Raw genomic sequence first — 20090 nt, forward strand, 5'->3', positions numbered from 1 at the left:
CGAGCCATCTGAACCACGAGCCGTAGGGTGCGGTGGGTTGACGTTTTAGAAGCTTAGCTTTTCCCGGTCGATGTCATCGGGCACCCATTGCGTGCCATCAAAGTGAATGTTGGCGGCGAGCGGCAATTGGTGGGACGCGCTTTCAACTATATGCATGAGATACCCGCCAGTGTTGGGGAACGCAATTAAGTCCCCGGCTGCTACCCCCTGCGGAAATTCGAAACGCCGGCGCAGCAGCAGCTCGTCTTCAATACAGTAGGCGCCCACCAGAAAAGCGCTATCAGCAGCACGTTTCTTTCCGGCAGGGGCGGCGGGGACAAGGACCGGATCGAGCAGGAAGTCCGCCGACGTGGAGCGGCACTGGGTTCTATTCATGTGCAAGCCCACCAGTGGGACGCCGTCGCTGCGTTTTTTGGTGAAGGCCACCTCGGCAAGAGTGAGTCCGCATCCGTCCATCAGTGAACGGCCCGGCTCGCAGCGCAGTTGGATCTTTGCAGAACGGAGTGCGGAGGCAACGGATGGCGCCCCTGATTCTGGAACATATGACAGGACTTTATCCAACCACGCCCCGCGGGTGAGGTCTTGGTGGTAAGGGTAAACCCCGGAATTCGGGGCCTTGCCGGAGGAGCCAAATCTATCTGATCTCCAGGTCAGCGATTCATCACCTTCCGGCAAGGTGCCCAATTTTGACCAAAAATCTTCCCACTGGGTGGCACTCTCCAGATAGGACATAGGTATTCCGCCTCCCATGTCCACAAAGGAAGGTTTATGGCCCAAGGTCTGCAATTGGCTGATGAGGTCTAGTCCTTGATGAATCCCGAGGGAACGCGCGTGGGCGTCATAGCCGTTGAGGTGAAAGTGAACACCGGCAACCGTGAGCTGTGCTCCCAACTCAACGTCATTGAGCACTTGCAGCCACGCAGATGCAGGAAGCCCAAAGCGCGTAGCCGGTATGGCTGGGTGGTTGATGGCCAGCCGCAAAGCCACATGAAGGGGCTCTGCGCTGTTGCTGCTCAGTTCAAGCACGCTGTGGAGTTCTTCGTCGTTATCCAGGCTAATGGTGGCCCCGGAGGCAATGGCCAGCTCCATCAATGCCTTCGATTTCACTGCGGCGCTGACAATGATCCGAGCGGCGGGCACGCCACGGTCAAGACATTGGCGTAGTTCATTGAGGCTCGCCACATCCACCCCACACTCTTCGTGTACGGCGCGATCAATGGCTGCCATGGTTTTGTTGGCTTTGCGTGCGAAGTAAATTTGGAAATCAATGTGATGCGCGGCTGCAGCGCTATTGAGTTCCTTGACGTTCCTGCCCATGGCTGAATATTCATGAAGGTTCACCGGCGATCCATAGCTATCAATGAGCTCTCGGCAACGAGTGGGATCGCTGAGGATTTCCTCCATCCACGGCTCAAGCCGGGCGGTCAACCGTGCAGTACCGTACATTTTCTGGTGCATCACTTTTTCCTAGCTGTCAGGTTCAGTTGCGGCACGGGCAGCAACCCGTTGGGCCCACAAACGGTATTCTCCATGCAGGGATCTGTTAAGGGTGTCATGACCCAAGGTTGGATCTTCGGTAGGGCGGCCCAAGGCTGCCAACCGTTCATTTCTAGACCCATCACGAGCCAAGCACGTTCCGTCGAGATCGGTCAACAGGCCACGCTCTCCCGGACGCACAATGACTTCTCCGGCCATCAAAAGCTGAGCCGCCAGGTCACTGTTGGGTTCTGCCTCTGGCGCTGGCCTCCGGAGCACTCCGGGTCCCGGGGTCACGGCATCCACGAGAACGGCACCTGCAGGCGGCTTCTCCCCGGCACCGGCAACATGGAGGATTCCGGCCTCTAGTAGCGCCACCAACTTGCGCGCGGTGAGCTCCGGCGGACCGAAGGTAAATTTTTCCAAGTTTCGCGCCACCCGGTTAAAGAGATTCCATTCGCCCGTGGTCCGCGGAAGCCGGTCCATGGCCACCACCAGCTCAGCATAGAGCCCGGACCATACCCTGGCCCAAATCCACCCGCTCGTGACGGGCGCCCTGAGCTGATTGACGCAGAGGCTGTTCCGCAGCAGTACGGCTACGTTCGTTGCCTGTGAAAGCTTTCCTGTATCAGGGCTGGCGCTTACGGAGTCTCCTGTCAACGCTGTTCGCCACAACTCAAGAGCACCTATCGGGGCCCCCATAAGACGTGCACACTCCATGGCACATTCGAGCAGGACTCGCCACATCCCGGCCAGCGCCTGTCCGGCCACTACCTGCTTCGCCAAGGCGTGCTCGGCCAGTACCCGCCCCGCTGGCCTGCGCCAGGATGGCCTCCGCCCGGCGTCGGAATTGGGATCCCGGGTCTGCACACCCCACTGGCGCAACCGTTGCCGGTACACATCAAGGCAGTGCGAAATCTCTGCTGGCACATGCTCGGGTTTGGGCTCCATCAACGCCCCGCTTCGGGAGAAAAAAGTGATTCGGCGCGGCTCTTCCCCGCTCGGGATATACAGAACGCCGTCGCTGCCGTCCCCGGAGGGCTGCCATGTTCCACCCCGGCCCTCTGTGAGGAGCAGAGCTACATCGTAGGCCGTCAACGCTGCTCCCCGAATCCAAACCTCGGCTCCACCTGCAACGTCCGTCTTGTTCAGAGCGGTGTAGTCCCCCATCAGTGGGCTGGAATTGAGCGCCCCTGCTAGCGGATCCGGACGCAGTTCACCGGCAAGCCCGTGCCCCGTAGCCCCGTGCCCCGTAGCTAGGAGAACCTCGTCATACTCTTGTGAACTCAAGGGCCCGCTGACTCGCCACCGCGATCCGTGGCGCTCCACCCCGGTGACTACTAGCGGGATATGAGTGAGCCCAATCTTCCCGTGATGGTACAAAAGCTGGAATTGTTCATTCAAGTACCTGCCCACCAATACCCGCGGGGGATACTTTTCTTTCGATCGTTCAGGGGCAACGCGGGCAATCCAGCGAGTGAAGTTTTCCTGGCTCAGCGATGATGAGGCATCGACAATCCCCGCGTTGACATTGAGCCGCAGCACTTCTGGCTGAGTGACCCGCCAGACACTGCCCGCACCGGGCGGCAGTGGATCATAAACGTCAACACTAATCCGTGGTGACTGCGCGGCAGGGATGAGATCGTGCAGTGCCAGTAACGCAAAAAGGCACTTGGGCCCACCCCCAATGACAGCTATCCGGATCAAGGATTCGAGCGTGTGTTGACGGTGAGATCTGCACGTGGTTCCTGGTCCCCCGCGGGCTCGGCATTGAGTGTGCTGCGGACCCATTCGTCATTGTAAACGCTCTGCAAATAAGGCACTCCGGAGTCATGAACCATAAAGGCTAACCGTGTCCCGGCTTTTAGATTGGGCACCAGAGTATCCATGGCCGCAACAATGGCACCTGTGGAAGCCCCGGCAAGAATGCCTTCACTGTGGGCAAGCCGCCGGCAACCGCGCACCATGTCTATCTCCTGAATCTGGAACACGAGGTCCGGCTCGGCAGATGCGGCCAACTCCGGCAGTATCCCGGCGCCTAGCCCTGGTAGCCGGCGTGTACCTTCTTGCCCACCAAAAAGGACCGAACCTACGGAATCGACAGCCACAATCTTCGTTTGCAGCCCGTGCGCCCGCACGTACTGCTGGCACCCGAGCAGGGTGCCGGTGGTGCTCGTGGCAACGAACAGATAGTCCAGATTGCCCCCGGATCCGGCGATTATTTCAGGCATCGTCGTTTCGAAGTGTGCCCGTGGATTGGCCAATGACCCATATTGGTTAGTGGTCACGGAACCCGGATTCGTTGCCAACAGTTCGCTGACCCGGCGGCGGCGTGCTGCCAGCTTATTTCCGTCAGCTGGGGTCCGCACCAGATCAACCCTTGCTCCGTAGGCTTCCATGAGTTCCAAAGCCAAAGGATTTGCATTCTCATCCACCACAGCCGTGAACCGCAGACCCCTCACCACACACTGCCTGGCTAAGGCAATACCCAAATTCCCGGAGGTCGATTCGATGACCATGCCCCCAGGCTGGAGCGCAGCCGAGCCAAGAAGTTCTTCGATCAGCCCATTCGCTGTTCGTTCTTTGGTGCTTCCCGCCAGCTGGAGCAAGTCAAGCTTGGCGTAGACATCAACGTCATAACCGTCAAAGAGTCTGTGGACCTTGACCGTTGGAGTAACCAATGGCTGCAATAATCCCAAATCGTTCAACATAGCTTCCCTTACTCCTAACTTCTACGCACCAAAAAACGCTGCGCCAATAATTGTGAAAACTATTAGATTCTCTAACTCGCTAAAAGCTCACTGCCTTCACCGTTCTAGCGGCCCACGCAGATTTTTTACTCGTGTTGCAAATCTAGATTCCCGTTGCTTTAGAGTATTGCTCACCGGGTGGAGAAAAGCTTGAAATACAAGGCCCTGTCATGAACCTGACCGGGCGGGGCTTGAACTAGTCAGACCGGGGTTGGCGCTCCTTAGCACGCAAAGCCGCAACGACGACTTGCTCATACCGTTTGCTACTTGCATGACTTTCATACCAAAAGCCTAGCGCTGGCAGGGATGAACATCTTCACCCTAAGGGGTGAATTACTCTCCCCCGCAGCGGTGGAATAAGTGCCCTTCGTAGCGCCCTGCCGCCTCGAAAGTGGAGGGGGCCTTCCCTCAGTGAGAAAACATTTTTACAGGGTTACCGCAATGCCCGTGATGCGTACTGCGGTGAGGAGTAACGCCTACTACGGCGACCAATGAACCGTGACCGTATGTGGTGGCGGCGGTTCATCCAGTTGGGCGCCTGTGCGGAGAGCGATCTTGTGAGGAGAATTAGAGGCCGTTCGCTCTCTTTCAGTGCCGGATCGAGGCTAAGCTCTGGTATCGGCGCAAAGTAGTGCGATGACTCCTGACCGAAGAGGAAAATTGCTGTGAAAGTAATTGTGATTGGTGCAGGACTAGCTGGGCTGCGTGCTGCAGGACTAGCTGCCAAAGAAGGGCACGACGTCACGGTGTTGGAAGCCTCCCAAAGTGTGGGCGGTCGCGTCGATACCGAGCTAATTGACGGATTTCGGTGCGATCGAGGGTTTCAGCTTATTAACCCGAGCTATCCAGATGCGCAGGCTGCACTGAACCTCAATGACCTCGATCTGCATCCATCAGGACGTGGTGTTGCTATTCGGGATGGTTCCGGCGTTCAGGTACTAGCGGATCCTTTCCGGCATCCCTCGTACCTGAAAGGGCTGCTAGGAGGTACCCTCACGTTGGGAGATCTCGCTGCGCTCATCCGTTGGAACCGCTTGGCCAGAAGCGAATCACTGACTCTGCAACAAACCATTGACCGCGCTGCGTTCTCGCTCCCACTACGCAAAGTCATTGAACAGTTCTTTTCAGGTGTGGTGGCAGACCCCTATCTAAAAACCGTGGCTTCTTCAGCTAGAACACTGGCCTGGTATTTCGTCAAGGGAATCCCGTCACTGCCAGCGCAAGGAATGGTGGCAGTGGCACACCAGCTAGCCGAGCCGATATTGGAACACATCCGATTCTCAACGCCCGTAGAATCCCTCATTACCCACAATGGCCAAGTGCGCGTGGTCTGTAGCTCTGGTGAAGAGCTGCTAGCAGACCGGGTGGTAGTAGCCGCCGGTCCCCGGGTGAGCGCCCGGCTCACCGGACAGCCAGAGCCCACCATGAAGTCCCTGACCACGTGGTGGTTCGATGCTGCGCACCGTCCCAGTAAGTTGCCCTTCCTCTACCTTGACGTCCGAGAAGAATCCCGACTGATCCACACATCGGTGATCTCCAACATCTGCCCGTCCTACGCCCCTGCCGGACGTCATCTGGTACAAGCAACAGCAGTAGGTGCGCATGGGTTGGAGGACAGCGAAGCCATGGCCCAAGCCGCCAGCATCATGGGAGTTCATAATCCTGACTGGAGACTGCTGGTGCGCCACGACATTGTGAATGCCTTGCCCTGCCTCGAACCCGGGCAACGTCCCCTGGAAAGTGGGATCGACGGCGTGATAATCGCCGGTGACACTACCGAACCTTCCATTCAAGGCGCCTTGGCCAGCGGCGTTGCAGCCGCACGGGCCTTGGGTGATGCAGCAGGAAAGCCCCTAGCGCGTGAGCGCTTCAACGATACGTTCACCCTGCAGATCAAGTGCAGCGGCGATGCTAGTGACATTTGGGAAAAACTGACCGATCTGGATAACCACACCCGAGCCATTCCCCTCACCGTAGTAACGCCAGCCCAAAGCCGGATGATCGACGGCCTGGAATTCGTTGGGCTCACGTCCTTGGGGCCAGTGAAAATGGCAGACCGCATGCTGGTCCGCCAAGCCGAAGCGCCAACTCCTGGAAAGCCGGGACTTCTCAAGGTCTCCAAATTTGGTCCGGTAGCAGGAGAAGTGGAGGCCACCGTAGAGCAACACGGCTCCGAGGTAGAGGTCATCTGGCGCCAAAGCCTCCAGCCAGCCTGGTTACCCCGCTGGCTCAGACCCCTGGGAACTGTTGTTGCACGGGCCGGCTACAGCATTGGGTTACGTAAACTGCTGACCTGAAAAGAGCTGTGCCGAGATGGCCCCGGTTGTAGCCGTAAAAGAAGGCAAGGGAGTCTAAACTTCAGCGCTTCCAGCCTGCACACAAGATTTTGTGATTGTGTATAGGGGCAAAGTGCAGAGGGGTGCTCAACACCCTCATATTATGAAAATGAATAGGGAGCCACCATGCAGCTCGAAAACAAGGTCATAGTCGTCACCGGTGGAGCTTCCGGAATTGGCGGCGCAATTTCCCGGGTACTGGTGGCCCGCGGTGCCAAGGTTGTGGCAGTTGATATCAACGCGGACGCTGGAGAGTCCCTGACCAAGGACCTCGGCGCTAACGTGCGGTTCCTGCTCGGTGATGTCAGCGAGCAGGACGTTGCCACGAACGCCATGGAAATGGCCACATCAAGCTTCGGCGGGCTGGACGGGCTGGTCAACAACGCCCATGCATCACGGCAAGCCATGTTCAATGAACTGACCGAAGAGCAGTGGGACCTCTCCTTCAACACAGGTTTCCGCGCTACCCGCCAGTTCATGGCGGCCGCGTACCCACTTCTGGCCGTCAACGGCGGGTCCGTGGTGAATTTCGGTTCAGGCTCGGCCATCGTGGGGCAACAGACCCAGGCTGCCTACGCCTCCGCCAAGGAAGCCATCCGCGGGCTCTCACGGGTCACTGCCAACGAATGGGCTAAGGACAACATCCGTGTCAACGTTGTTTCCCCCATGGCATTGACCGCAGGGGTGAAGGCGTGGAGCGAGGCCTTCCCGAAAATGTACCAAGACTCGTTGGAGAAGGTGCCGTTGGGCCGTTTCGGTGATCCTGAAACGGATGTTGCACCCGTGGTGGCATTCCTGCTCTCCGACGATTCACGGTACATGACGGGGCAAACCCTGATGGCCGACGGCGGTGCGAACAAGCTCTACTAATTCCCGGCCGGCCCCTACAAAGTGGAAATGTGAGCACCGGGACAGGGGCCGGCGGCCGCGGCGCCCTAGCCGGCGCCAAAGCCGACGCGGGAGTTAACCGAGCAACAAGTTGTCCCTGTCCATCAGGTATTGTGACGTGCACGCACTGAAAGCGCGTGCGGCACCGCACAACGCTGATCTCTCACTCTGGAGGACACTTGGAAGTTTGGCCTGGAAATGCCTACCCCTTGGGAGCCACCTTCGATGGAACGGGCACCAACTTTTCGCTCTTCAGTGAACGCGCCGAGAAAGTGATGCTGTGTCTTCTGGCCGAAGATTTGACGGAGACAGTCATCGAGATGGAGGAAGTGGACGGCCACGTTTGGCACTGCTACCTTCCTGAGGTGCAACCGGGCCAGCAGTATGGCTACCGAGTTCATGGACCGTACAGCCCTGGGCAGGGCCTGCGTTTTGACCCGAACAAGCTCCTCATGGACCCGTACGCAAAATCCATCCATGGTCAGATTGACTGGGATCCTTCCTTGTTCTCCTACCAGTTCGATGATCCGGACGCGCGGCAAGAAGAAGATTCAGCACCGCATGCCATGTACAGCGTGGTCATCAACCCATTTTTTAGTTGGGACGGGGACCGCCAGCTGCGCATCCCGTACCACGAGAGTGTTATCTACGAAGCCCACGTTAAGGGCCTCACTGCGCTCCAGAGTGAAATACCCGAGGAGCAGCGCGGCACCTATGCCGGCGTTGCCCATCCGGTGATGCTGGACCATTATCGAAAACTTGGCGTCACCGCCGTCGAACTCATGCCCGTCCATCAATTTGTCAACGATGGCACGTTGATGGAGAAGGGCCTCAGCAACTATTGGGGCTACAACAGCATCGGCTTCTTTGCCCCGCAGAACACCTACAGTTCCTCGGGTGAGCACGGCGGCCAGGTCCAAGAATTCAAGGCCATGGTCCGCGACCTTCACAAAGCGGGGATCGAAGTCATTCTCGATGTGGTCTACAACCACACCGCAGAAGGCAACCATTTGGGGCCTACCTTGTCCTTCAAGGGCATCGACAACGCGGCGTACTACCGTCTCGTTGAAGATGAACCCCAGTACTACATGGACTACACCGGTACAGGAAATTCGCTGAACGTCCGGCATCCCCACTCCTTGCAGCTCATCATGGACTCCTTGCGCTACTGGGTGCTGGAAATGCATGTGGATGGCTTCCGTTTCGATTTGGCGTCCACCTTGGCGCGTGAATTCTATGCCGTGGACAAGCTTTCCACCTTCTTTGAAATGATCCAGCAGGATCCGGTTATTTCGCAGGTGAAACTCATTGCCGAACCTTGGGATGTGGGCCCTGGCGGTTACCAAGTGGGTAACTTCCCGCCGCAATGGACCGAATGGAACGGCAAATATCGGGACACTGTGCGAGATTTCTGGCGGGGGGAACCGGCAACCCTTGCCGAATTCGCGTCCCGGCTGACCGGATCTGCGGACCTGTATGAAAATTCCGGACGCCGCCCCGTGGCCTCCATCAACTTCGTCACAGCTCACGACGGATTCACGCTGCGGGATCTGGTCTCCTACAACGAGAAGCACAACGAAGCCAACGGCGAAGACAATAACGACGGCGAATCGCACAACCGCTCGTGGAACTGTGGGGTTGAAGGCCCCACAGATGACCCTGCTGTGCTGACCCTGCGCGCACGCCAGCAACGCAATATCATCACCACGCTGCTGCTCTCTCAAGGCGTTCCGATGATTGTGCACGGGGATGAACTAGGCCGTACCCAGCAAGGTAACAACAACACCTACTGTCAGGATTCCGAGCTCAGCTGGGTGCATTGGGATGCTGTGGACCAGCCCTTGGTGGAGTTTACGGCCAAGGTGAACCAGATCCGCTCCGACCATCCCGTTTTCCGGCGCCGCGGCTTCTTTGACGGACGGCCGGTTGTGCGCGGAGAAGGCGAAGCTCTCCCGGACATCGTCTGGATCAGGCCGGACGGGGCGGATATGCGCCCCGAAGACTGGGACAGTGGATTTGGCCGCTGCGTGGGCGTCTTCTACAACGGAGAAGGCATCAGGGAACAAGACAGCCGCGGACGCCGCATCACTGACAAGAGCTTTTTGCTTTTGTTCAATGCCGATGACCAAGCCCTGAACTTCCAACTCCCCCCTAAGGAATATTCTCCGTCATGGGAGATTCTGGTGGACACTGCAGGAGGCGCCGATAAAGAGCTTCCCGATGCTGGCGCAACCGTTGAATTGGCGGCAAAGTCCACGATGGTCCTGCGCGCCTATTCCGGCCCAGAAGAACTGGTTGACTACTCCGCCGCAGCGTCTTTGGCTGCCATGACCCCGGACACCACGGACGAACCCGAAGGTGACACCCCAGCCGAAGGAGCTGTGTGATGAGAGTCCCCTCTTCCACATACCGGCTGCAACTGAACGCCGACTTCACCTTGGTTGATGCGGCCAACACCGTGCCATACCTGAAGTTGCTGGGCGTGGATTGGGTGTACCTCTCCCCCATTCTGACGGCGGAAAAGGGCTCAACTCACGGGTACGACGTCACGGATACCTCCACCATTGATGCCGACCGTGGCGGTCCGGAGGGGCTGATGGCTCTCTCCCAGGCGGCGCGCGAGGCGGGTCTTGGCGTGCTGGTGGACATTGTGCCCAATCACATGGGAGTAGCAACACCCAAGGCGAACCCCTGGTGGTGGTCCCTCCTGAAAGAGGGCCAGGACTCGCCGTGGGCCAGCGCGTTCGACGTCGACTGGGCGGCAGGAGCGGGGCGGATCCGCATCCCCATTCTTGAAGATGATCAAGATGTTGAGGTCCTTGAGATCAAAGATGGCGAGCTCTGCTATTACGAGCACCGCTTCCCGCTAGCACAGGGCACGTTCTCGGAGGGCCAGACAGCGGCCCAGGTTCATGAGCGGCAGCACTACGAGCTGATCGGGTGGCGCCGGGCAGACTTTGACTTGAACTACCGCAGGTTCTTCGCCGTGAACTCGCTGGCCGGTCTGCGTGTAGAGGACCCGGAGATTTTTGCCCAGTCCCACCAAGAGATTTTGCGCTGGTTTGATGAGGATCTGGTGGATGGGCTGCGCATCGACCATCCCGACGGTTTGGCTGATCCGGAAGGTTACTTGCACCGGCTCAGAGAGGGAATTGGCGGCAGGTATGTGCTGGTGGAGAAAATCCTCGAGCCGGGCGAGGATCTTCTCCAAAGTTTCGATTGCGAGGGCACCACGGGCTACGACGCCTTGGCGGACATAGACCGGGTGTTCATTGACAACACCGGGCAGCCGGGCATCAATGCTGTCAGTGCCACGCTGCGCGGCGGTCCAATACCGGACTACGAGGAGACCATCCACGGCACCAAGCGGCGGGTCACGGATGGAATATTGCACTCGGAAATGCTGCGGTTGGCCCGGCTGGTGCCGGAGAACACCAGATTGGGTGTTGAGCACTGGGCTGATGCACTCTCTGAAATCATTGCCTGCTTCCCCATCTACCGGACGTACCTGCCAGAGGGTGCGCAGATTTTGCAGGCGGCGTGCGCCGAGGCTGCCCGCAGGCGCCCCGACCTCCAGGATGCGGTGGGGATCCTTTTGCCGCTGCTGCTGGAGGTGGGCCCGGACCACGGCGCTGAGCTGGGCCGTCGCTTCCAACAAACCTCCGGTATGGTCATGGCCAAAGGGGTGGAGGACACCGCCTTCTTCCGCCACAACCGCTTGGGCACTTTGACGGAGGTGGGGGCGGACCCCACGGAGTTCGCCATCCCACCGGCAGAATTCCACGCCCGGATGCGCCGCCGTCAGGAGCGGATCCCGCTATCTATGACCACGTTGAGCACCCATGACACCAAACGCAGCGAGGATACCCGGGCCAGGATTTCTGTTTTGGCGGAACTGCCGGCTGTGTGGGGGCAGTTTGTGCAGCGCATGCAGGCCTTGGCTCCGCTGCCTGACGGACCGCTGGCCAATTTGCTGTGGCAGGCCATAGCCGGTGTCTGGCCGGCGGACCGCGGCAGGCTTCACGCTTACGCTGAAAAGGCAGCCCGTGAAGCCGGGAAATCAACCGATTGGGCCCACCCGAAGGAGAGCTTCGAAGAGCGGTTGGCGGAGGTGGTTGATGCTGCCTTCGACAACCCGCAGGCGCACCGCGAGCTGGAGACGCTGGTTTCCCTGTTGGAGCCCTATGGGGCATCCAATTCTCTCTCCGCAAAAATTGTTCAGCTCACCATGCCCGGCGTTCCGGATGTCTATCAGGGTACCGAGCTGTGGGACCGTTCCCTCACGGACCCGGACAACCGCCGGCCCGTCGATTTCCGTGCACGCCAGCGGATGCTGGAGCAGCTGGACGAAGGCTCGCTGCCGGCGTCGGCCGCTGGGGAGCAAACAAAGCTGCTGGTGACCTCGCGTGCGCTTCGGCTGCGCCGCAGTCACCCGCAACTGTTCGCCGGCTACACCCCCGTATATGCCCAAGGTCCGGCAGCGAAACACCTGCTGGCCTTCAGCCGCGATGGCGGTGACGGCCAAGGTGCGCTGACACTGGCAACCAGGCTTCCCCATGGGCTGAAACAAATGGGCGGCTGGCAAGAGACTTACATCCGCCTAGCCAGCACTATGTCTGATGAGCTGACGGGCCGCACCTTCACGGCAGGCGAGGTACCCGTAGGAGAGATCCTTTCCAGCCATCCCGTGGCCCTTCTGAAACCCGAGAGCCACCTCGAGCCGCTATCAAGTGGCCTGGCTCCGGCCGCTACCCCCGTTTAATCCCTCAAGAGTGAAAAGGAGAGTGCCTTGACCCACCAGGGACCAGAGCGCGGACGCTTCGATGTGTGGGCTCCGGCCGCAGAAACTGTTATTCTGCGCGCTGACGGGACGGAACATGCCATGACGCGGTGCAGCGACGAGCCCGCCGGAGATGAGGGGTGGTGGACCTGTCCAGGTGCCCCCACGGGCGCTGAGGTGGATTACGGCTACCTGCTGGACGGGGACAGCACTCCCCTGCCGGATCCGCGCTCCCGCCGGCAGCCCAACGGTGTCCATTCCCTCTCGCGCACTTTCGATCCCACCGCTCACATGTGGAAGGACAGTCACTGGCACGGCCGGGAGCTGACCGGTGCGGTGATTTATGAACTGCACCTTGGCACCTTCACAGATGCGGGCACGTTGGATGCGGCAGCGCAGAAGCTGGATTACCTGACAGAGCTCGGCATTGACTTCATTGAACTGCTCCCGGTCAATGACTTTAACGGCACTCACAACTGGGGATACGACGGCGTGCTCTGGTATGCGGTCCATGAGGGCTATGGCGGCCCGGCTGCCTACCAGCGTTTCGTCGACGCGGCACACAGGGCGGGGATCGGCGTCATCCAGGACGTGGTGTACAACCATTTGGGTCCCAGTGGGAACTACCTTCCCCGTTTTGGTCCCTACCTCAAAGAGGGGGCCGGCAACTCTTGGGGCGATTGCGTGAATTTGGACGGACAGGGATCGGACACTGTCCGGAGCTACATTCTTCAAAACGCTGCCATGTGGCTGCGGGACTTCCATGTGGATGGCCTGCGGCTGGACGCCGTCCACGCGTTGGAGGATGAGCGGGCACGGCCCCTTCTTGAAGAGCTGGCAGAGATGTCCCAGGCCGTCTCTGCCGAGACCGGCCGGGCCGTGTCCATGATCGCAGAATCAGATCTCAACGATCCAAGGCTGCTGTATCCGCGATCGGAAAATGGCAACGGGCTGCGAGCGCAATGGTGTGATGACTTCCATCATGCCGTGCATGTCAATGTCAGCGGCGAGACCGCGGGTTACTACGCAGATTTTGATTCAGTGGGAGCGCTTGCCAAGGTATTACAGGAGGGCTTCTTTCACAACGGGAGCTACTCCAGTTTCCGTGGCCGCCATCACGGCCGGGAGATCAACAAAAAGATGATGCATCCCTCCGCGTTGGTGGTGTGCAATCAGAATCATGACCAGATCGGCAACCGTGCTGCCGGCGATCGTTTGTCACAGACCCTGGAGTATGGGCAGCTAGCAATCGCCGCTGTGGCAACACTAGCTTCGCCCTTCACACCCATGCTGTTCATGGGGGAGGAATTTGGGGCCAGCACGCCGTGGCAATTCTTTACCTCCCATCCCGAACCGGAGCTGGCTGAAGCCACTGCGAGGGGTCGTTTGGAAGAGTTCGCGGCAATGGGATGGGACCCAATGGTGGTCCCCAACCCGCAAGACCCTGAGACGTTCACCCGATCCAAGCTCAAATGGTCAGAAGTCGCCCACGGCGATCATGCACGGCTTTTAGACTTGTACAAGAGGCTGATCTCTCTGCGGCGATCCACCCCCGAACTTAGCCAGCCGGACTTTGCTGCCACCTCGGTCCTCTTTGAAGAGGACGCGAAGTGGCTGGTATTGCGCAGGGGCGGGATCAGTGTGGCCCTGAATTTTTCCGCCAAAATGGTGGACGTGCCTGTCCATGGACAGCATCTACTGTTAGCCACTGACGGCGGGACCCAGCTAACTGGTGCTGGTTCCGAGGCCGCGTTGACATTGTCAGGTTATAGCGCGGCCATCGTAGCGGATCGCTAAGTCATCCTCTCGGAGAAGGTGCGCTGGCAACGGCTACTTACCTCTAGTGACTACCATGGTAGTTACGCAATCAAGCCCTATAGCCATTCCGCAAATTTTGCCGTTAGAAGGAGCCCCCGTGGACATGCGTTTGGAATTGGTTCCGCTGCCTTCAACGGATGTTGAGCGCAGCAAAGCGTTCTACATTGATCAAGTGGGTTTCAAACTAGATCATGACATTGAGCCCGGCAACGGCATGCGCGTGGTCCAGCTGACACCCCCAGGATCAGCGTGCTCCATTGTTATTGGCGTGGGCATCAGCGATCCCACAGCAGCACCAGTCCATGGCTTGCATTTAGTGGTGGATGATCTTGACACCATCCGCCGGACACTTCTTGGCACCGGGGTAGAGGTGTCCGAGGTCAGCGATATGGGCGGGGGCGTCCGTTACGCCTACTTCAGCGATCCCGACGGGAATTCCTGGGCTCTTCAACAAATCTCCCGTTGACACGCCAGGTGCTACCCAGCGGTTTATATGGACCCCGCCGGATCCAGTAAGCCGTCTGAAACTTGGTTGAGAGTTACATGCTGGCTGTAGTCACCCCACGGTTGGATGAGGATGCGCGGCAGATAGAGCTCTTGACGTGTCCGCTTCCTACCACTTGAGGAAGTGGTGATGGCGCAATGCTCCCGCACCCGCAGGGTCTGCCGCAATTTATCCAGTTCCTAGGACACATTGATGATCCTCACCTCTAGGATCATGAACTGGATTCACTTATGCTGTTTCGATGATGTTCGTTGAGGCCCAAGGCCTGACCAAGATCTACACGCCTAAAGGGGCACCACCGGTCCGTGCGCTCGACGGGCTTGATCTTTCCGTGCCCCAGGGCTCTGTTACTGCACTGCTGGGACCCAACGGTGCAGGCAAGACCACCACAGTTAAAGTGCTGACAACGCTGATCACGCCGAGCAGCGGGAGCGCCTGCATTGATGGAATTGATGTCCTGAAGCATCCTGGCAGCATCCGCCCCCTCATCGGAGTATCCGGTCAATACGCGGCTGTTGACGAGAACCTGACAGGCTTCGAGAATCTGGATATGGTGGGCCGGCTCTACCACTTGGGCGCCAAGGCATCACGCCAGCGTGCGCATGAGCTCATCGAACTATTCGATTTATCGGATGCGGCTAACCGCCCGGTTAAGGGCTTCTCCGGAGGGATGCGCCGGCGCATTGACCTTGCCGGTGCGCTGGTAACTCGTCCCAAGGTGTTGTTTCTGGACGAGCCCACAACAGGACTTGATCCACGCAGCAGACTGGGAATGTGGGATGTGATCACCACCCTTGTAGGGGAGGGCACAACCGTTTTGTTGACCACCCAATATTTGGAGGAAGCGGACAGGCTGGCTGACAGCATCTGCGTCATTGATGATGGCAAGGTAATTGCCCGCGGCACCGCGAACGAGCTCAAAGCCTCCTTTGGCGGACAGCGCCTGGAACTGAACCTTGTCACTGCAGGCGACAGCGCTACAGTGGCCCAGATACTGGCGCGTGTTGGGGATGCTGAGCCGGCAGTGTCAGCTGATGGCCATGAACTGAGCGTGAGCGCACAAGACGCCCCCGCCGCATTACAAGAGGTGTTAGCGGAGCTCGAATCCCGCGGCATCAAGCTCTATGATGCCGGGATGCGCCGTCCCACCCTGGACGATGTTTTCCTTCGGTTGACCGGGCATGGTGCCGAGGACCATGTTGCTAAGGACGGGGGTTCCTGATGAGCGCCACGAACAGCTCAGAGCCACCAGCCCCCACAGTGGCTGTGCGGTGGGCGCGTTGGTTCACGGATGGGTGGATCACCACCCGGCGCAACCTCATTAAAATCAAGCGGGTCCCCGATGTGCTGGTGTTCACCACGTTGCAGCCCATCATGTTCGTATTGTTGTTCACTTACATTTATGCCGGGGTCATCGATATTCCGGGCAGCAGCTACAAAGAGTTCATCATGGCAGGAATTTTCGCCCAAACCGTTGTTTTCGGTTCAACATTTTCCGGATCCGCGATGGCCCAGGATCTTCGTGACGGCATCATTGACAGGTTCCGGACACTGCCTATGAGCCCTTCCGCGGTGCTCATAGGACGCACCAACGGCGATCTTCTCATCAATGCCATCTCCATGGTGGTGATGATGGCGACTGGCTTGATAGTGGGTTGGAGAGTGCGCTCCAGCTTTCTGGAAGGCGCCGCCGCCGTGGCACTGCTCTTGCTGTTTGCTTACGCCTTGTCATGGATGATGGCATACCTTGGGATGCTGGTCAGGAGCCCGGAAGTCATCAACAATGTCTCATTCCTGGTCTTGTTTCCGCTCACCTTCATTTCCAACGCCTTTGTGCCGAGTGCAACGCTGCCCACACCTCTTCGGGTCTTCGCCGAGCTCAACCCAGTCTCGGCGTTGGTACAGGCAGCACGGCAACTCTTTGGAAATGTGCCACCTGGTTCACCCGTGTCAGATGTCTGGACCCAACAACACCCCATAGCTACAGTGCTCATTGGCATTGTCATAGTCCTGTCAATCTTCGTTCCGCTGTCCGTCAACCGATTCAAGAACATCAGCTCACGCTAAGAGGCTGTTCTCGCCAGCGTGGGAGTACGCCGCGTTTCGGGCGGGAAGCTGTGCCCCACCACTGGTAAAAAACCTTCCCTGGAAATGACTATGAGACGGAGCCCTTCATTATGCTGGAACAACAGAGCCTCTAACACTTCTTCATCGAGGGAATTGCACCATCCCCTTCACCTGAACCGCCCCGCCACCCGCACGCCCACCCAGCCACACGATCAACGAAAAGTAGGAGACCACGACTGACTTGATTATTGGTTCGCGGAACGACGGTTCCGATTCCGGCGTTTCCCTGCGGGCTGAGCGGTTCAACAGGCACACTTTTTGGTGCGGGCAGAGCGGCTCAGGGAAAACCTATGCCTTGGGTATGGTGTTGGAACAGCTTCTCCTGCACACAGAGCTGCCGTTGCTAATTCTGGATCCGAACGCTGACTTCACCCGGCTAAATGAAGTTCGCAGCGATGCGGACACGGAAGAAGCTAGGGCATTGGCAGAAATTCCCGTGCGAATCTTGCATTCCACCAGCACTGACGGAGAGCAAGTGCGTGCACGGTTCACCGATCTCTCCGTTGCCTCAAAGGCTGCAGCGCTCCAGCTGGACCCCATCTCCGATGCAGAGGAATTCAATGTACTGCTGCACACCGATGTGGATCCCAAAACATTTAACAACGAAAGTTTCATCACCGGGCTGCGAGCCAGCAACGATCCCGGCAAACTGAAACTGGCCAACCGGATCGAGAATTTGCAGGTTCTGGAGTGGGATCTGTGGTCAAGGGGCGTAGAAGCCATCACGGACGTCATTGACACCCACCCCCGGGCAAACAGTCCTTGACCTGGGCGGGTTCACTGATCCTGCCGAGTCCAAGGTGGCTGCTCTTGCCGTCTTGGAGCACCTCTGGAGCACACGCCATGCACGCAAGCCCGTACTGATCGTCATCGACGAGGCGCACAACGTCTGCTCCCCCACGCCGTCCACTCCGGTAGAACGGGCACTGACCGAACAGCTTGTCCAAATAGCGGCAGAGGGGCGCAAGTTTGGATTGTGGCTATTTCTCTCCACACAGCGCCCCACTAAAATCCACCCTAACGTTCTCTCCCAATGTGACAATGTGGGGCTCATGTGCATTAACTCACCGAGGGACTTAGTGGAGCTCGCCGAATCGTTTGGCTTCATTTCCGAAGAGCTGCTGAACCAGGCACAGGACTTCCGCCAGGGCCAATGCCTCTTTGCCGGAGGATTTGTTGACGGAACGGTACTGGCCCAGATGCGCACACGAATTACTGCCGAGGGCGGCTCAGATGTTCAGGTGCCAGTTCCACGCAGCAGGTAGGGTCATCACTTAGTAATCTCACAGCGCGTCCGCAGAAGTCTCATTCCTGATCTTGTTCGCGAGCACACTGCGCTGACCCTGCTCATGCCACCGGCATTCGCCGCCCCTACGGGATCAATGCTGGTTCTGACGGACACACCGGTGAACATTATTCTCTCCTAGATGACTATGGACGTTCCTGCCCTACTGCTCATTGGAATTGCAAAGTTTTATGTCCAGCTGATTTGGCCGTTTTACGGGTGATTGAAGAGTCAAAGCCATCGGCAAGATCCGCTGGGGTAGCGCTGGGCCTCCCTGCTTATAAAACGCTGGCGTGATTTTTGGACGGTGCCATGAGGGAATACACCGCAGTCTTAGCTGGTTGTCGCCCCTATGAACCATGACAACTCAGCGAATACTCAAGTATCAGCCACCATCGATCTGTTAGATCTTGGAACGGTCCATCGCCTAGGGTTCGGTGCCATGCGCATTGTCGGGGACGGGGTTTGGGGTGAGCCTGCAGACCGGGACGCCGCGATCGCCGTCGTACGCCGTGCCGTGGAACTTGGGGTCGATTTCATTGACACTGCTGATTCATACGGGCCCAATATCAGCGAAGAAATCCTGGCCGAGGCGTTGCATCCGTACAAGGATGGCCTGAAGATCGCCACCAAGGTGGGCTTTGCCCGCACAGGACCCGACGTGTGGGTTCCCGTGGGCCGCGCCGAATACCTGCGCCAGCAAACCGAGCTGAGCCTGCGCAAGCTCAAGGTGGATTCCCTGGATCTGCTCCAGTTGCACCGGATCGATCCGAAGGTGGATCAAGAAGAGCAATTCACGGTTCTGCGCGAGCTGCAGCAGGAGGGCAAGGTCAAGGCGCTGGGACTCTCTCAGGTCAGCGTGGCCCAGCTCGAGGAAGCGGGAAAGTACTTCACCGTCTCTACCGTGCAGAACCGCTATAACCTTACGGACCGCAGTTCCGAGGACGTGTTGAACTACGCCGAGCAGAACGGCATTGGCTTCATCCCTTGGGCCCCCATTTCCGCTGGTGAGCTGGCACGCCCCGGCGGAGCTATGGCAGAGGCTGCGAAGCGGCTCGGTGCCACAACCTCGCAGGTGGCTTTGGCATGGCTGTTGCGCCGCTCCCCCGTCATGATGCCCATTCCCGGCACAAGCTCCGTGAAACACCTGGAAGAAAACCTGGGCGCGGCCGGCGTGGTTCTTGATGACGCTACGTACGCCGAACTCGAAGCTGCGCACTGACCGCTTCCCACCGCAACAACAAAACACCACTATCCGCTGACCTAAGAAAAGGGCCGGCAGACCAGGAGCAAAAACATGGCTAACGTACTGATGGTTGTTTCCGCCGCAGATTCCCTCACCATGAGGGACGGCAGCGAACACCCCACCGGCTACTGGGCAGAGGAGCTTGTGGTTTCACACAAGACCCTGCTCGACGCCGGCCACACAGTTCACATCGCAACTCCGGGAGGCGTGAAGCCCACGGTGGATCAGGTGAGTCTCTTGGACGATCCGGCAGGGGGCAAGGAACGGGCAGATGGTTTCCGCGATTACATCGCTTCGATAGATGCTGAGCTGAGTGCCCCGCTGGTGCTGGCCGAGGTGAACGCCGAGAGCTACGACGCCGTCGTGATGCCCGGTGGGCACGGACCCATGACTGATCTCTACAAGGACACAGATTTGGGGCAGCTGCTGATTGCGGCCAACACCGCCGGGGCAATCATTGCCCCGTTCTGCCACGGTCCGGCAGGTTTGCTAAGTGCTGTGGATACCGACGGGAAGTTCGCGTTCGAAGGGCGCCGCCTGACCGTCTTCACCAATGAGGAAGAACTCAATGGCGGCACGGGACCCAACACTCCCTGGTTCGTGGAAGATGCCCTGCAGGAAAAAGGCGCCATCATCGAGAACGCCGGCGCCTGGAGCTCCCATGTGGTCCGTGACGGCAACCTCATCACCGGACAAAACCCACAGTCCAGCGAGGACGTCGCCAAAGAAGTCATCAAAGCCCTCCAGCAGTAGCAGCTGATCGCAGACGGGCCCAGGCGCTCTGGGCCCGTCTGAGGCAAAGCCCCCTTGGCGGGTTAAGTCACATCGCGGCACGTCACACTCGAAGGAAAACGTGCCTGAGTTGTGACCGAAGGCTTG

At 58.7% G+C, this 20090-nt stretch carries 15 protein-coding genes; 12 read left to right on the top strand and 3 right to left on the bottom strand.

Features of this window, described 5'->3' with window-relative positions; genetic code table 11:
• Positions 1–45: 45 nt before the first annotated feature.
• The 3 genes from ABIB48_RS14390 to ABIB48_RS14400 are packed head-to-tail and all read right to left on the bottom strand — an operon-like array spanning position 46 to position 4187.
• The gene (locus tag ABIB48_RS14390) at positions 46–1458 is read right to left on the bottom strand and encodes an alanine racemase (RefSeq protein WP_354213426.1); all 1413 of its coding nucleotides are present in this window, start codon (positions 1456–1458) and stop codon (positions 46–48) included.
• Between the two features lie 9 nt (positions 1459–1467).
• On the bottom strand, positions 1468–3183 hold the full coding sequence (locus tag ABIB48_RS14395; RefSeq protein ID WP_354213427.1) for an FAD/NAD(P)-binding protein: 1716 nt from the start codon (positions 3181–3183) through the stop codon (positions 1468–1470).
• Positions 3180–4187, bottom strand: coding sequence for a pyridoxal-phosphate dependent enzyme (locus ABIB48_RS14400; RefSeq protein ID WP_354213428.1), 1008 nt, complete (start codon positions 4185–4187; stop codon positions 3180–3182). The genes ABIB48_RS14395 and ABIB48_RS14400 overlap by 4 nt, the downstream gene beginning before the upstream one ends.
• 704 nt (positions 4188–4891) lie before the next feature.
• Here ABIB48_RS14400 and ABIB48_RS14405 point away from each other — a divergent pair.
• From ABIB48_RS14405 to ABIB48_RS14460, 12 genes are all read left to right on the top strand, one after another.
• Positions 4892–6523: an FAD-dependent oxidoreductase gene (locus ABIB48_RS14405; RefSeq protein ID WP_354213429.1), complete on the top strand. Its 1632-nt coding sequence runs from the start codon at positions 4892–4894 to the stop codon at positions 6521–6523.
• Between the two features lie 165 nt (positions 6524–6688).
• A complete protein-coding gene (locus ABIB48_RS14410) occupies positions 6689–7432 on the top strand; it encodes an SDR family NAD(P)-dependent oxidoreductase (RefSeq protein WP_315914892.1) in 744 nt (247 codons plus the stop codon).
• 197 nt (positions 7433–7629) lie between these two features.
• Positions 7630–9837 carry a glycogen debranching protein GlgX gene (gene glgX, locus ABIB48_RS14415; RefSeq protein ID WP_315914893.1) on the top strand — a complete coding sequence of 736 codons (2208 nt, stop codon included), beginning with the start codon at positions 7630–7632 and terminating at the stop codon, positions 9835–9837.
• Positions 9837–12212 carry a malto-oligosyltrehalose synthase gene (gene treY / locus ABIB48_RS14420; protein ID WP_354213430.1) on the top strand — a complete coding sequence of 792 codons (2376 nt, stop codon included), beginning with the start codon at positions 9837–9839 and terminating at the stop codon, positions 12210–12212. Before glgX ends, treY begins: the two co-directional genes overlap by 1 nt.
• Positions 12213–12239: 27 nt before the next feature.
• Positions 12240–14027, top strand: coding sequence for a malto-oligosyltrehalose trehalohydrolase (gene treZ / locus ABIB48_RS14425; protein ID WP_354213431.1), 1788 nt, complete (start codon positions 12240–12242; stop codon positions 14025–14027).
• A 124-nt stretch (positions 14028–14151) separates the two neighbouring features.
• A complete protein-coding gene (locus tag ABIB48_RS14430) occupies positions 14152–14514 on the top strand; it encodes a VOC family protein (protein WP_218868079.1) in 363 nt (120 codons plus the stop codon).
• Positions 14515–14794: 280 nt separating this feature from the next.
• The gene (locus ABIB48_RS14435; RefSeq protein ID WP_315914896.1) at positions 14795–15775 is read left to right on the top strand and encodes an ATP-binding cassette domain-containing protein; all 981 of its coding nucleotides are present in this window, start codon (positions 14795–14797) and stop codon (positions 15773–15775) included.
• Entirely contained in the window at positions 15775–16620 is an 846-nt protein-coding gene (locus ABIB48_RS14440; RefSeq protein WP_354213432.1) for an ABC transporter permease, read from the top strand. The genes ABIB48_RS14435 and ABIB48_RS14440 overlap by 1 nt, the downstream gene beginning before the upstream one ends.
• 241 nt (positions 16621–16861) lie before the next feature.
• Entirely contained in the window at positions 16862–17446 is a 585-nt protein-coding gene (locus ABIB48_RS14445; RefSeq protein WP_245932267.1) for a helicase HerA domain-containing protein, read from the top strand.
• Complete coding sequence (locus ABIB48_RS14450) at positions 17415–17945, top strand: ATP-binding protein (RefSeq protein WP_245932268.1); 531 nt, start codon at positions 17415–17417, stop codon at positions 17943–17945. Before ABIB48_RS14445 ends, ABIB48_RS14450 begins: the two co-directional genes overlap by 32 nt.
• 372 nt (positions 17946–18317) lie before the next feature.
• Positions 18318–19187, top strand: coding sequence for an aldo/keto reductase (locus ABIB48_RS14455; RefSeq protein ID WP_110107171.1), 870 nt, complete (start codon positions 18318–18320; stop codon positions 19185–19187).
• A 75-nt stretch (positions 19188–19262) separates the two neighbouring features.
• Complete coding sequence (locus tag ABIB48_RS14460; RefSeq protein ID WP_110107172.1) at positions 19263–19964, top strand: type 1 glutamine amidotransferase domain-containing protein; 702 nt, start codon at positions 19263–19265, stop codon at positions 19962–19964.
• Positions 19965–20090 lie beyond the last annotated feature (126 nt).

The sequence above is a fragment of the Arthrobacter sp. UYCu511 genome (genome assembly GCF_040547105.1).
Classification (GTDB): domain Bacteria; phylum Actinomycetota; class Actinomycetes; order Actinomycetales; family Micrococcaceae; genus Specibacter; species Specibacter psychrochitiniphilus.

Coding starts and splice junctions, on each gene's coding strand:
- ABIB48_RS14390 (WP_354213426.1), bottom strand. CDS start 1,458: ATGCACCAGAAAATGTACGGTACTGCACGGTTGACCGCCCGGCTTGAG.
- ABIB48_RS14400 (WP_354213428.1), bottom strand. CDS start 4,187: ATGTTGAACGATTTGGGATTATTGCAGCCATTGGTTACTCCAACGGTC.
- ABIB48_RS14410 (WP_315914892.1), top strand. CDS start 6,689: ATGCAGCTCGAAAACAAGGTCATAGTCGTCACCGGTGGAGCTTCCGGA.
- treY (WP_354213430.1), top strand. CDS start 9,837: ATGAGAGTCCCCTCTTCCACATACCGGCTGCAACTGAACGCCGACTTC.
- ABIB48_RS14430 (WP_218868079.1), top strand. CDS start 14,152: ATGCGTTTGGAATTGGTTCCGCTGCCTTCAACGGATGTTGAGCGCAGC.
- ABIB48_RS14435 (WP_315914896.1), top strand. CDS start 14,795: ATGATGTTCGTTGAGGCCCAAGGCCTGACCAAGATCTACACGCCTAAA.
- ABIB48_RS14440 (WP_354213432.1), top strand. CDS start 15,775: ATGAGCGCCACGAACAGCTCAGAGCCACCAGCCCCCACAGTGGCTGTG.
- ABIB48_RS14455 (WP_110107171.1), top strand. CDS start 18,318: ATGAACCATGACAACTCAGCGAATACTCAAGTATCAGCCACCATCGAT.
- ABIB48_RS14460 (WP_110107172.1), top strand. CDS start 19,263: ATGGCTAACGTACTGATGGTTGTTTCCGCCGCAGATTCCCTCACCATG.